This is a genomic window from Spiroplasma endosymbiont of Poecilobothrus nobilitatus, assembly GCF_964030655.1.
Classification (GTDB): domain Bacteria; phylum Bacillota_I; class Bacilli_A; order Mycoplasmatales; family Mycoplasmataceae; genus Spiroplasma.
The window spans coordinates 354665-368302 of sequence record NZ_OZ034915.1; the positions used below are offsets into that span (position 1 = coordinate 354665).

Annotated in this window: 18 protein-coding genes; 11 read left to right on the forward strand and 7 right to left on the reverse strand. The window is 25.0% G+C overall.

The genetic code is table 4. From position 1 onward, the window contains the following. Positions 1–187: 187 nt before the first annotated feature. From AAHM76_RS02075 to AAHM76_RS02095, 5 genes are all read left to right on the forward strand, one after another. Positions 188–613: an ATP-binding cassette domain-containing protein gene (locus AAHM76_RS02075; RefSeq protein ID WP_342256458.1), complete on the forward strand. Its 426-nt coding sequence runs from the start codon at positions 188–190 to the stop codon at positions 611–613. 144 nt (positions 614–757) lie between these two features. Further along, a complete protein-coding gene (locus AAHM76_RS02080) occupies positions 758–1534 on the forward strand; it encodes a hypothetical protein (RefSeq protein ID WP_342256459.1) in 777 nt (258 codons plus the stop codon). 191 nt (positions 1535–1725) lie between these two features. After that, on the forward strand, positions 1726–2367 hold the full coding sequence (locus tag AAHM76_RS02085; protein ID WP_342256821.1) for an IS3 family transposase: 642 nt from the start codon (positions 1726–1728) through the stop codon (positions 2365–2367). A 550-nt stretch (positions 2368–2917) separates the two neighbouring features. Beyond that, positions 2918–3118 carry an MBL fold metallo-hydrolase gene (locus AAHM76_RS02090; RefSeq protein WP_342256822.1) on the forward strand — a complete coding sequence of 67 codons (201 nt, stop codon included), beginning with the start codon at positions 2918–2920 and terminating at the stop codon, positions 3116–3118. Between the two features lie 312 nt (positions 3119–3430). Next, positions 3431–3655, forward strand: coding sequence for a hypothetical protein (locus tag AAHM76_RS02095; RefSeq protein WP_342256460.1), 225 nt, complete (start codon positions 3431–3433; stop codon positions 3653–3655). 142 nt (positions 3656–3797) lie between these two features. Here the strand turns inward: AAHM76_RS02095 and AAHM76_RS02100 are convergent, their stop codons facing one another. Further along, complete coding sequence (locus AAHM76_RS02100; protein WP_342256461.1) at positions 3798–4049, reverse strand: hypothetical protein; 252 nt, start codon at positions 4047–4049, stop codon at positions 3798–3800. A 374-nt stretch (positions 4050–4423) separates the two neighbouring features. On the opposite strand from AAHM76_RS02100, the gene AAHM76_RS02105 reads away from it, so the two are divergent. From AAHM76_RS02105 to AAHM76_RS02125, 5 genes are all read left to right on the forward strand, one after another. After that, the gene (locus AAHM76_RS02105; protein WP_342256462.1) at positions 4424–5035 is read left to right on the forward strand and encodes a hypothetical protein; all 612 of its coding nucleotides are present in this window, start codon (positions 4424–4426) and stop codon (positions 5033–5035) included. Between the two features lie 73 nt (positions 5036–5108). After that, positions 5109–6725, forward strand: a complete 1617-nt coding sequence (locus tag AAHM76_RS02110) for a hypothetical protein (RefSeq protein WP_342256463.1) — start codon at positions 5109–5111, stop codon at positions 6723–6725. A 179-nt stretch (positions 6726–6904) separates the two neighbouring features. Further along, positions 6905–7189, forward strand: coding sequence for a pts system IIb component protein (locus AAHM76_RS02115; RefSeq protein WP_342256464.1), 285 nt, complete (start codon positions 6905–6907; stop codon positions 7187–7189). Between the two features lie 123 nt (positions 7190–7312). Beyond that, positions 7313–7798: an IS1/IS1595 family N-terminal zinc-binding domain-containing protein gene (locus AAHM76_RS02120; protein WP_342256465.1), complete on the forward strand. Its 486-nt coding sequence runs from the start codon at positions 7313–7315 to the stop codon at positions 7796–7798. Positions 7799–7802: 4 nt separating this feature from the next. Further along, positions 7803–8276 carry a hypothetical protein gene (locus tag AAHM76_RS02125; RefSeq protein ID WP_342256823.1) on the forward strand — a complete coding sequence of 158 codons (474 nt, stop codon included), beginning with the start codon at positions 7803–7805 and terminating at the stop codon, positions 8274–8276. Positions 8277–8614: 338 nt separating this feature from the next. Here AAHM76_RS02125 and AAHM76_RS02130 read toward each other — a convergent pair whose 3' ends face one another. Together AAHM76_RS02130 and efp are read right to left on the reverse strand one after the other, a co-directional pair. After that, positions 8615–8920, reverse strand: coding sequence for an MMB_0454 family protein (locus AAHM76_RS02130; protein ID WP_342256466.1), 306 nt, complete (start codon positions 8918–8920; stop codon positions 8615–8617). A gap of 31 nt (positions 8921–8951) precedes the next feature. After that, positions 8952–9509, reverse strand: coding sequence for an elongation factor P (gene efp / locus AAHM76_RS02135; protein ID WP_342256467.1), 558 nt, complete (start codon positions 9507–9509; stop codon positions 8952–8954). A gap of 157 nt (positions 9510–9666) precedes the next feature. On the opposite strand from efp, the gene AAHM76_RS02140 reads away from it, so the two are divergent. Further along, positions 9667–10626, forward strand: coding sequence for an IS1/IS1595 family N-terminal zinc-binding domain-containing protein (locus AAHM76_RS02140; protein ID WP_342256468.1), 960 nt, complete (start codon positions 9667–9669; stop codon positions 10624–10626). Between the two features lie 179 nt (positions 10627–10805). Here the strand turns inward: AAHM76_RS02140 and AAHM76_RS02145 are convergent, their stop codons facing one another. From AAHM76_RS02145 to AAHM76_RS02160, 4 genes are read right to left on the reverse strand one after another with little or no spacing between them, the layout of a single operon-like run. Then, positions 10806–11453 carry a hypothetical protein gene (locus tag AAHM76_RS02145; RefSeq protein WP_342256469.1) on the reverse strand — a complete coding sequence of 216 codons (648 nt, stop codon included), beginning with the start codon at positions 11451–11453 and terminating at the stop codon, positions 10806–10808. 1 nt (position 11454) lies between these two features. After that, positions 11455–12327 (reverse strand): hypothetical protein, encoded by an 873-nt coding sequence (locus AAHM76_RS02150; RefSeq protein ID WP_342256470.1) that lies wholly within the window; start codon positions 12325–12327, stop codon positions 11455–11457. Positions 12328–12363: 36 nt separating this feature from the next. Then, positions 12364–13083 carry an ABC transporter substrate-binding protein gene (locus AAHM76_RS02155; RefSeq protein ID WP_342256471.1) on the reverse strand — a complete coding sequence of 240 codons (720 nt, stop codon included), beginning with the start codon at positions 13081–13083 and terminating at the stop codon, positions 12364–12366. Beyond that, positions 13058–13627: a hypothetical protein gene (locus AAHM76_RS02160; protein WP_342256472.1), complete on the reverse strand. Its 570-nt coding sequence runs from the start codon at positions 13625–13627 to the stop codon at positions 13058–13060. The genes AAHM76_RS02155 and AAHM76_RS02160 overlap by 26 nt, the downstream gene beginning before the upstream one ends. Positions 13628–13638: the final 11 nt, after the last annotated feature.

Below are 13638 nucleotides of genomic sequence, written 5' to 3' on the forward strand. Positions count from 1 at the left end.
CATCTGTTAAACTATTTATTAATTCTTCAATTATTTTTTCCATTAATTATTCACCTCTTATATTAAAAATATACCTAATTTTAGGTATATTTTATAAATATCAATAGTTTTCTACAAAATTAAAGAAATATTCTGAGCGTATTTATTAATTAAAACTGAATAAATATAGCTAGGAAAGGGGTAACCTATGAAACAAGTAGTTATAAAGGAACACAAAGCAATTGATTCAACAAAACCACTAGTAGAAGTAGTTGATGTTACAAAAAAATATAAAAATAAGGTTGCTTTGAATAACGTTAATTTAGTGATTAATTCAGGTGATCGCATTGGGGTAATTGGAGCCAACGGAAGTGGCAAATCAACATTAAATGAAATTATTGGTGGAATTCGACAACCAACAAGTGGTAAAGTACATCGACAAGAAAATTTAACAATTGGTTTACAGTTCCAAGAATCAAAATATCCAATTAGGATTTCAGTAATGGATATGATTAAATACTATTTAAATACCTTTAATATTTCAAAGAAAGATGGGCATTTACGTGAATTGTTACGAACATATCAATTAATTGGAATGGAAAATAAATTTGTTGAAGGTCTTTTTGGGGGCTAACAACAACGATTAAATATTTTATTGTCAGTAATCCATGATCCAGACTTAGTTATTTTAGATGAAATTTCAACTGGATTAGATATTGAAGTTCGATCATAAATTTTTCACTTTTTACAAGAAAACATTGTTGATAAAAGAAAAGCGATGTTTTTAGTAACACATATGATGAGTGAAGTTGAAGAGTTTTGTGAAAAATATATTTATGTTCAGAATGGTCAAATTAAAGAAGCTGGTCAAGTCAAAGACATTGTCGCAAAATATGGCTCAGTGCATAATTTTACGTGACAAATGTTTGAGAAAAATAAAAAAGCTGTTTTAGAACAACAATATCAAGATGTAGTTAAAAAAACAAAAACAAATCCACGGGTTAATAAAGTTGATAAATGGATTTGTGATGGCCGTTTACGCGGTAAAAATAAACCATTAATTGATTTAATGTTAAAATACTATTACAAAGGTTTTTTTGTGCCATTCTTTTTAATTGTTTATCCAATTTTATTATTATTTTTAAATAGATTTGCTTTTAAACAATTAAATAATAATCCAGGACAAAACATTCATACCTTAGTTGGCTCAATCGCAATGGTTCAAGCAATGTCAGTTGGAATTTTTATTATTCCGCAGACAATTTTAGAATTTAAGAATAGTGTCTTAATGAAACTAATTGGGGCTACAAATATTAAACCAGTCTTTTTTGTTTTTTCAGTAATGATTGTTGGAATGATTTTTATTGTGTTATCATTCTTATGAACAACTATTTATAGTTGAGTTAAAAATTATAATAATTCTGGTTCATTTAAAGAAAAAGACAATCGCACACTAGAAGAAAATGAAATAATAACTTTACGAAAAGAACTTAAAGACTTGAAAATGGAAAATGACATTTTAAAGCAAGCCGCACTGATAATGGCCAAAAAATAACAATAATTAATAACAACAAAACAAAATATTCAGTAAGAAAAATATGTAAGATTTTGGGTTTATCAAAATCAACGTATTATTATCAAACTAATAAATGTATTAACAAGCAAGTTAATAATTATGAACAATAAATTATCAGTGCCTTTAATAAAAGTCGCAAAATTTATGGTGCTCGCAAAATTAAAGTTATTTTAAACAGAAAAGATATCATCTTATCGTGGATAAAAATCAGATTCTTTATGATCAAAAATAATTTGGTTTCTAAATACACCAAATTAAAATATCATAATCATAAAACAACAGTCAATAATGACCAAATTAATAATATTTTAAATCGTCAATTTAACAACAAAAAACCTAATGAAGTTATTGTTAGTGATTTAACATATGTTCAAGTTGGCGCTAAATGACATTATATTTGTTTATTAATTGACTTGTTTAATCGTGAAATAATTGGTTATAGTGCTGGGTCGAATAAAACAGCCGAACTGGCCCAACAAGCTTTTCATAAAATAACACGACCATTAAATCAAATAACTCTATTTCATACTGATCGTGGTAATGAGTTTAAAAATAAAATCATTGATGAAATTTTAATAACTTTTAATATTAAAAGATCATTAAGCAATAAAGGCTGCCCTTATGATAATGCTGTGGCTGAAACAACTTACAAAACTTTTAAAACTGAATTTATTAAGGGTAAAAAATTTAAAAATTTAACACAATTAAAATACGAACTTTTTGATTTTGTGCATTGATATAACAATATTCTAATTCATGGCAGTTTAAATTATTTATATCCAGTTACTTTTAGAAAACAAATGTCTATATAAAAAGTGTCCTAAAAAGTGTTGCCATTCCATAAAATAAATTTAACATTTATCAAATTATTTGTAATTTATTATTATAATTTTACAAATAATTTGATAAAGATAAAATTTTAGTTTTTAAAATTTAATACGGGCATCAATATATGAAAAAATAGCAAACCATTTTAATTTATGCAATGCTACAATCAGGTCAGACTATGAGAAATGTTTTGTTTGTTTTTGCTTGTATTTTAAATTAACAAATTATTGTTTATTAATAAAGAAGGCGAGGTAAATATTAAATGAAAAAAATATTAGCCTTATTAACTAGTTTATCAGTAAATAATATATTTGTTGCTTCTATTGTGAGTTGTACATTTTGTTCAAATAGTTCAGAATAAGCAAATTTACCAAATGAAAATATTGATGCTAAACCTAATGAGGATTCTCAAGATGTGAAAGTATCAATAGATGATGAAACAAAACAATATTATGAATATACAATGTTATCAACTGGTAGTGGTTTATTTCAATTTATAAAAAAGGTGATACAGCAATTGTTTATGATACTGGGATTGGTGGGCCACCACGTGTATTAAATACTAAATTATATAATGTCAATATTTGACCAACTAAGGTTTTAAAAGAAAAGGGAATTAATAAGATTTCTGCTATTTTTTTCAGTCACTTTCATACTGATCATTATTCAAATTTCAGAATTATTTTAAATAATTTCCAAGTTGATAATATTATTTTTAATAATGAAGCAAATTAATTTATGAAAAAATTTATTGATTCAATTAGCCTTAATACAAAAATTTATGATAAGTTGGAAGAATTTTATATTTTTGAGGGTATTAAATTTCATAATTGAAGTTATTATGCAAAAGATTTTCTTGATAAATAAAGTCATAAAAAACAAGTAAATCGAAATAATTTATCAAATGTATTATATTTTAAAATTGGACCAACAGATTTTTTATTTACTGGTGATGCTGAAAAAAATTGGAGAAGCTATTGATAGCCAAAAACCTGATATTTTTAAAAATATTGATATTTATCAAGTGCCACATCATGGCGTAATTTTTTGGGAGCAGAAAGCCACAAATTTCCAGATGGCAATATTATTGATCGATTAAAAGAAAGTGTTTGTCAAGAAATTAGTATGACAGGAAAACCATATAATGGCTTAACAACTAGTCAATTAGAAAAAATTGATAATACTGAAGTGACAATTACTATTTATTTAGATAAAAACGGAAAGATTATTGATAAAAAATATTTTAAAAATATAATTTTAAATTCTCTTTAAATAAAAGTAATTAATTAAAAAAATAATACATTTAACCAAATGTATTATTTTTTTAATTAGAAGAATCTTTTTTATTTAATTCTCCTTCATTTTTAGCTTTTTCATAAATTTCAACAATTGCTTTATGACGTAAATATTCTTCTTATGAAATATTCTGAATAATGCGTTCTTTAATTTCCTCTTCAATAAATAAAGAAAGATATTTATTTAAAGTATTAACTACGTGATTAATTTCATCATTTTCTGTAACAAAATCATTAATTAATTCAAATTTTTCTTCTCATGATAAGTTATTAACAAATTCTAAAATAAATCTTGGATTCTCTTTAATATATTCTGATAAGGGTTTATCAACATGTTCATCGATAAAAAGATCAATTTTTTCTGGCAACATCGCTGTTTTTACTTCCTACTATATTTTTTAATAATATTAATAATTTTTAATTATTGATATTATTAAACTCACTTTAATTATAACATTTATTTTTAAAAAAACATTTTTGCATTTTTGACAATAAATCTATATAATATTTGCAAATAAGGTAAAATAATTCTTTAAAGGTAAGGTGTAGTAAAATTAACAGGCTATTTGAAATTAATTATATTGATTGACCATTAATATTATTTATTGCTAAGATATTAGTCTTCTTTGCTGTTGTTTATTTTGTTTCATATCTTACAAATCTTACTGTTTTAAAGAAAAAAACAAAACAAAGTTTAACAATTATTTTTTTAGTTGGAATTCAAGCTAGTTTTTATTTTTTACTAATGGATACAACTAATTTATTGGTTCTTCGTAATCTCCTTTCCTCAACAGTTTGCTTAATTAGTTTATGAATCTTAATTGGTAAACAATTGCTTCCTAATTATTATAATGATTCAATTATTTGTCTTTTTTCAATTATATTTAAAGTTAGTTTAATAACAATATTTGCAATTCATAAAGCTAGTACCAAAGGCTCAGACAATATGATTATTATTTTTCTATTTTTTATTTCGTTTATTGCAACAATATATTTTTTTAAACAATATTGAAAAAAATATTTAAAGATTGTCCTAATTAATAAAATTTTAGCTTATATCAATACATTTAAGCCATTTCATCGTGCTTTAAATGAAAATAATATTTCTCTTGTATTATTTTCACAAAATGTTTTTGTTTTAATTTCCCTTGCTTTTTCTGTTAATAGTACAATTATATTTAAAAAACTTTCATTAATTTTAAAAAAACAAAATATTAGGGAAAATTTTAGTTTCATTAATTTATGTGAATTAGATAATGCTATTAAGTCTTTACAAATGCATATGCTAGTAAATAAACGCAGTGAAAAAGAATTAAAAATTATTTTAAATGGTTATCAAAAAGAGTGTTTAAATTAGCATAGTCTTCTAAATGTTATTTTTAATTAAATAAAATTTTAAAAATTAAAAAATAAAAAAGGAGATATAAATAATGAAAAAAATTTTGTTTATCTTAAGTAGTGTTATTTTAACAAGTTCACCTGTTTTTGGTTTGAGTGGATGTGCGCCTACCCCCGCTGGGCACCGTGATATTGATACAACGAGTGGGGGAGAAAATGATAAAAATGGGGGAACTAGTGTTGATTATGAAAAAAATCGAATTATTAAACGATTAACTAGTTTTAGTGAATTGTCACCTCTTGTTGTTGACAGTAATGAATACCAAACTGTTAATAATGCTGCTGCTTTCAGCATTTTAGAAAGTAAATTTAAAGAATTTAGTGATGATTTAATGCTAACACAAAAAAATTTTACGCCTATTGAAATTGCAGAAGATGGAACTACTCATTATGGGGAATTAACAGTTGTTGTTGATTATAAAAATAAAGAATTAACTAATCCAAAAACAAATGATTCAAATTTTTTAATTCCTGTTGCTACTAATAATTTAAAATTAACAAATGATACAGTTCAAAAATTAAATAAAAGCATGACAATGGTTTTATCTAAAATTAATCTTCCATTTCAAGGCAATAACTTAGCAATTGGCAAGATTTTATCGTTAATTACAACGTTTCATCTTTTTGATAATTTGCCAAAAGTTATTCCAACTTCATTTAATGCGGATGATCAAAATTGAAAAAAATGAGAAGCCTTTGTTAATGATGAATTAATTAATTTACCACTTGCTGATGAAGTACTTAAAAATGGCGAAATTAATGAAACAATAAAGAAAGATATCTTGTTTGGTACTACTTTAGAAATAAAAATTAAAGCAAAATATCTTAATATTTTAAATAGTTTAGCACCAGATATTATTCATTTCCGTAATTTTGTTCTTGAAAAACGTGAGCAACAAAAATCACAAAATTTAATCTTATTACTATTACAATATTTATTTGAAAAGCCACGAGAAATTAACAATGATGGGTTTTTAGATGTTAATAAAAATATTAAAAGTACATTTAGTATTAATTTAGAACATATTTTACATAATTTGTTAGAAGGATGAAAAAGCAAAAGTGGTGAATGGTCAGCTAATAGAACTCCAATTTCAATTGTAGTAAAAGTTGATTTATTAATATCAAATAAAACGATTAATATTAAATATGAAAAAATTCCGGAAAGTTTTTGACAATTAACAACAACACACTGGACAGAGGGACTTATTGATATCCTTTCTATTGATGAAATTAAAGCGTTTATTAATCAATTATTTAATTACGATTTAATAACTGATTTATCAATAAAATTAAAACTTATTAATTGAGATTTTAATTTTTCAATTCCACTTAATGGGCAAATTAAAAAACTTATACCATCAATATTAAAAATTAGTGGACATAGTAGTGATGCAATTGATAATACTGCTATAGAATTGGTTAGTGGATTAGTTAAAATTGAATATCGGGATGAAAAAGAGGGGGCATGGAAAAAAGCTGCTAAAATTACTGATTTAGCATCAGCGCTAGAAATGCGAATTAATATTAATAATATTAAGTTTAAAGTTAAATCAATTAATGATACGATGATTTTACTTGAAACAACTAATCCGGATTTACATCTAATCTTTATTCCAGATATTGATTCTAAAATTTTTGGGAAATAGTTATTTTTAAAAATTAAAATAAGAAAAGAATACTTTAATTATTAATTAACAAAAGTATTCTTTTTATTTTAAGAAATTATTGAATTAATTTAATGTAATAACATTTTATTGTTATGATTGCATTTTAAATTATAATCAGTATAATTTAAAAAGATTATAAGTAATAAATAGAAGTCTAAATGATAAAAATTGCTTTAATTTATTCGGCAGGAATTAGTGCTAATCGAATTTTAGATAAAATTAATGATGTTATTGTTAAAAATAATTATGATATGAAATTTTTTGTGATAACACCAGAGCAATTAGATAATAATTACAATATTATTTTATTAGCTCCCCAAGTTGAATATTTATCAGCAAAAGTAGTTGCTATTGCAAAGAATAGCAAAGTTGCTGTGTTACCATCAGAATTATATATTAATAATGATTCAAAAGAGATTATTGATTTTGTTAATACGTTATAAGTTTAAATTTTTTGTTAAAAAATTTTTGTTTTATTCAATTTCTTTAATTTTGTAGAAAACTCTTGATATTTATAAAATATACCTAAAATTAGGTATATTTTTAATATAAGAGGTGAATAATTAATGGAAAAAATAATTGAAGAATTAATAAATAGTTTAACAGATGATCAATTTTTAGAATTTTATGAAAAAGTCAAAAAAGAAGCAGAATTAATTAAAAAACAAAAACGCTTAAATAAAATTGATCAAAAATTTAGGGATAAAGGTATTAAATGTCATAATTGTCAATCTTTTTATTGTGTTAAAAATGGTCATAATCCTGAAAGAAAACAAAAATATTTATGCAAAAAATGTCGTGCTAGTTTTGATGCTTTTCGTGATCATTTTACGTATTGAAGTCATTTAAATTATGAACAGTGAAATTTATTGATTCAAATTTCATTATTAGGCCAATCTAGTAAAATGATTTCCCACTTTATTAAAACATCACCGAAAACCGCTTGATATAATCGCCAAAAAATAATGAAATCAAAACAATTAGAAAACACCCAATTAAAATTTAAAACAAACGTTAAATGGCCAAATTCAAATCGATGAAACATTTATTAAAGAAATCCACAAAGGTAATTTTAAAGATAAATTTGATAAAAGAAAAATTCATCTTGATTCATTTTCAACCAACACTAAATGTTGTATTCAAATGGCTGTTGATAGCAATAATAATATTTATGTTAAATCAACCAACACAAAACGATTACAAAAACAGTGAATTATTGAAAATATTAATAAACAATTAATCAAAGAAAATTCAATTATTATTTCTGACATGCAACCATTATATTTATTAGTAGCAAAACAAACAAATTCTATTTTATTAGCAACTAAAACTAGTACAAATCCTGATGCTAGTTATCAGAAGTTAAATAAAATTAGTAAATTACAATCAAATCTTAAAGAATCCTTAATTCATTATCATGGCTTAGGTTTCATGAACATTCAAAATTATTTAAATCTCTGAAAATGAAAATACCAGCATAAAGGTTTAACGCCAAACCAACAAACATCGGTATTATATTTTAACGTATAAAAAAGTTAAATAACAATATTAAAAGTTTATATAATTTTCTTTTAAAGTTATCATATTGATGATTTTTTTTATTTCATCAATAGTTTTCTACAAAATTAAAATAAATAATTTATCTATAATTATAGCAAACAGAAAAAAATTACAAGTATAATGATGATAACATATTGTAAATTACTGCCTTATTTTTGGAAAGAATTAATTGTGACAAAAATGGGATCATTACATAAATGATATTAAAAATATTAAAAGAATAAATAAAAATTTGGTAATACCTTGCAAAGTTCTTACCAAATTCATAATATTTTTCTTTTTTCTATAGTTACTTCGCTGTTAAATTATTAATGATGATAAGCGATACTAATATTTTTTGGTTTAATTTGTAACGAATAACTTAATTCTTTCATAATTGCTTCATTAATTTCAACTGTTAAATCATTTAAGTTTTCTTTTGCCATTACTTTTCCGCTAATATAAATGTGCAATAATGAATTATCAATCATGTGACATTCAACTTTATCTGCAAAATATTGGTGGGTCATATCACGGATTGCATATAAAATAATCTTTTTAATTGTTAATAAACTAACAACAATTGTCCCACGATGATTATTTTTAATTGTTAATTTATTAAAATTATTATTCATCTTCAATCTCTCCTTTTATGAATTGTTAAAATTAAGCCCGTCCGTAATATTTTCCATCACTAGTTGAAACAGTAATAACTTCGCCTTCTTTAATAAACAACGGAACCTGTAATTCTCATCCAGTCTCTAGCACTGCTTTTTTCATTGTTACAGAACTAGTATCACCTTTTACTGCTGTTTCTGCCTCAGTAACTGTTAGATCTACCTTATCTGGTAAAATAATTCCCAATATTTCACCATCATATTTTGTAACAGAAGCCATCACTCCTTCTTTTAAAAAGTTTTTTTCTCAAACTAAATTAGTTGAGGGAATTTCTAATTGCTCATAAGTTTGCGTATCCATAAAGATGACATTAGTACCATCATCATATAAATATTGCATTTCAACCTTATCAATCATTGCTTTTTCAACTTTATCACCACCAGTGAAAGTAATATTTGTTGTTGCATTGCTTCGCAAATTTTTAACTTTTGTTTTAACATGTGCTTGCCCACGACCAGATTTTGAATGTTGTGCTTCAATTACTACGTAAATATTACTATCATATTGAAACGTTAATCCTGGGCGGAAATCGTTTACACTAATCATCTTTTTCTTCCTTTTCTATTTCTCGTAGTTTAATTAATTATATCGTAATTTTAAACAGAAAGTTATTAAAATTAACTTTAATTTTGTAGAAAACTCTTGATATTTATAAAATATACCTAAAATTAGGTATATTCTTAATATAATAGGTGAATAATTAATGGAAAAAATAATTGAAGAATTAATAAATAGTTTAACAGATGATCAATTTTTAGAATTTCATGAAAAAGTCAAAAAAGAAGCAGAATTAATTAAAAAACAAAAACGCTTAAATAAAATTGATCAAAAATTTAGGGATAAAGGTATTAAATGTCATAATTGTCAATCTTTTTATTGTGTTAAAAATGGTCATAATCCTGAAGGAAAACAAAAATATTTATGCAAAAAATGTCGTGCTAGTTTTGATGCTTTTCGTGATCATTTTACGTATTGAAGTCATTTAAATTATGAACAGTGAAATTTATTGATTCAAATTTCATTATTAGGCCAATCTAGTAAAATGATTTCCCACTTTATTAAAACATCACCGAAAACCGCTTGATATAATCGCCAAAAAATAATGAAATCAAAACAATTAGAAAACACCCAATTAAAATTTAAAACGTTAAATGGCCAAATTCAAATCGATGAAACATTTATTAAAGAAATCCACAAAGGTAATTTTAAAGATAAATTTGATAAAAGAAAAATTCATCTTGATTCATTTTCAATCAACACTAAATGTTGTATTCAAATGGCTGTTGATAGCAATAATAATATTTATGTTAAATCAACCAACACAAAACGATTACAAAAACAGTGAATTATTGAAAATATTAATAAACAATTAATCAAAGAAAATTCAATTATTATTTCTGACATGCAACCATTATATTTATTAGTAGCAAAACAAACAAATTCTATTTTATTAGCAACTAAAACTATTACAAATCCTGATGCTAGTTATCGGAAGTTAAATAAAATTAGTAAATTACAATCAAATCTTAAAGAATCCTTAATTCATTATCATGGCTTAGGTTTCACGAACATTCAAAATTATTTAAATCTCTGAAAATGAAAATACCAGCATAAAGGTTTAACGCCAAACCAACAAACATCGGTATTATATTTTAACGTATAAAAAAGTTAAATAACAATATTAAAAGTTTATATAATTTTCTTTTAAAGTTATCATATTGATGATTTTTTTTATTTAATCAAGAGTTTTCTACAAAATTAAAAAAAATTAATAAAAAGGAGAAAATTTCTTTTAAACAAATTTTCCCCAAATATTTTAATTTTATAAAATTGTAAGGTAACCTAAACATTAATAAGATTTTCACCACGATATCGATTTGAAGTTGACGACGCCTTAATAATAACATGATCAGTTGTTTTAGTAATTGTAAAATGACGGGGTGAGAAATAAAATGTTGGATTTAAGATAGCAAAATAAGACATCATATCCTCAATTGGTAAGGATTTTAACATTTTCGCTTCATAATTAAATGTAATGGTATCTAACACAAGTGGTTGGGTTTGATATAATGTTATCGAAATAATATCAGTTTTATATGCAAAATGGGTACTATTCTTATTAACGATAATTTGTACTCATAATAATGCTGTCTTTGCACCGCCACTTGCTAGTGGTTGTCATGTCAAATCAGTTCACAATTTTGAAATTCCGTCCTTGTCATAATAAATAAATTTTAATTCATCGCTTGGAATTTCGCCATGATATTCGTTTGTTTCTAATGAATCATAAATTACATTTTGAAATATCGTTTCAGTTACTTTTGTGGTTGGTTGTTGTGTTTCGAAAACAGGAATTAAAGCTAATTCACTTTTAAATAAAGATAAATAAATTTTACTACGATCACGAGTTTCAATTCCAGCACAACTGACAACAGTAGCAGAAACACTAATAACCATTAAAACCGTAAAAGATGTTAACAACTTTTTCATATTAATAATCCTCCCTAAACGCCGCATAATCAGTTTGAATAATTGCTAATTGTTGTTGATAACGTTTTTCAATAATTTGCCGTTCTTGTGTCGTTAGTAAGTAAGGATTTAAAACCATTCCTCAATGTTTATATTTTGAACTACCATACCCAATTGTAACTTGTGTTCGTGGTGTTACATATGAAATTCGAATTTGATATGATCCATTTGGAACATAAACTGGAATAAACATAAAATTAGTATAAATAGCATTAAATTCAACTTCGGCAAAGCCTCGATAACGATCAGATAAGCGAACGGGATCAGTAATTTCATCACTTGCCGCAACTTGGTTAGTATAATTTTTAAAAACATTATAAAAATTTTCAATTGCTGTTGTATTTTTTAAAAGATTTCAATATGGATTATTCAATTGATCCTTAATTGTTGTATAATCTGGTGCAAGGTTATTCGTTAATTTTAGGTCACTAAAAATCCGTGAAGTTCCAAAATAATATTGTAAATCACCACCTAAGGAAAAGGTATGCAAGTAAGTATATGGATCAGCATAATCTGGTGACCACCCTCCTGCTTGCATATCTCAATCTGCTTTTTTACGACGGGTTTCATATTCCGTAGCGTCAACAGTAATATCTGAAATAATTTTAATTACATCATTTTCAGCGTTAAATGAGTCAATCATATTCAATAAAAATTTATTAACTGTTAATGTGTATGCCCCATTCATTAAAAAGCGAAATTCAACTTGTGAAGAACCAATATTTGTTTGTAATCAAGTGCGAATATCATTTAAAATATTATCATCATTTTTTAATAAATCTTTGTTACGATATAAAGCATCACTACCATCTTTTAATAGTTGGCTGGCAGCCATTGCATTACCATCTAAAAAATGGTTTGCATATTCTTCTTAAACATATGACGCATAATCAACATCCCCATTATATATAAAATAACGTGCAGTATAAACATTTCGTAAAAACTTGGAAGTTGGTGAATCATCTATGGCTTCGGAATAATATTTAACAAATTTACTACGGTCTAGCTGGGCTGAAAAATATTTTCGAACTTTATCATATTGTAACGCCTTACTTGCATTTAATGCTTGATTAGCACGAACTGGATTTGAATTTAAAATATCACTATTAGCATAATTGTGAATAATTGTATACGTTGTTGGATCAGGATTAATAATACTTGATGCACCACTAAAAATTGGATTAGCAGGATTAGAGCCAACGTATTTCTTTCAGCCATTACTATCTGTTGGTTCAACTAGAAAATCATTAACATCACCTGATTCAAATAAAACACGTTCACGCGAAACATCATTATTTGCTAAATAAGTATAATTTAATTTATCAATGTATGTTAATTTGGTATGCCGATAAGCAGGATTTTTTCGCAATAAAATTTGTGAAGTTGAACTATATTTTTCAATTAAATATGCTCCTGAATACCAAATATTTTTATAATTGGTCCCATAATTATAACCTTGTCGTAACGCCTTTTCTGGTAATGGTGCAAAAGCTAAATAAGTCATTAAAGTATCAAAATATTCTGCTGACTTTGTTAATTTAATGGTAATTTCATCATCAGCCTCATTAATTGTCATTCCTATTTTTTTCAAATTGGATCATTATAATAATCTGTTTGATAATTGCCTGCCTGAAAATGATCTCAAATTTCTTGTGCACCACTAATGAAAGTTTGTCATAATCCTGATGTTGCCGATAAGTTTTTTGGAAATAAAACAAATTTAGCAGCATTAATCATATCACTAGCTTTAACTTGCCGTTGAAAATTACCTTGATAATCAAATCATTTTGCTTGTGGTGAAATTTTATATTTTCATTCACTTTGATCAGCATTAGGAATTCCAACATATTTTGATGTTTTATCTTTTTTTCAGTAAGATCACCGAAACTACGATTATATTTATCAGTTGCTACTAATGTTCCAAGAACATCAGCTAAAATTTTATTATCATCAACTAACATTGTTGATGCACTTGACCATGATGTTAAGGGGAATTTAAAAATAGAACGAAAAACATTATCGGTAATTAAACGATTTGCTAACAATTCTAAACTAATTCCACACGAAACGGCTAATGGTGTTGCTGTTGTTATTGCCGTAAAACTAGCAAAAAGTGCCAATTTCTTTTTAAACATCATTACCCCCC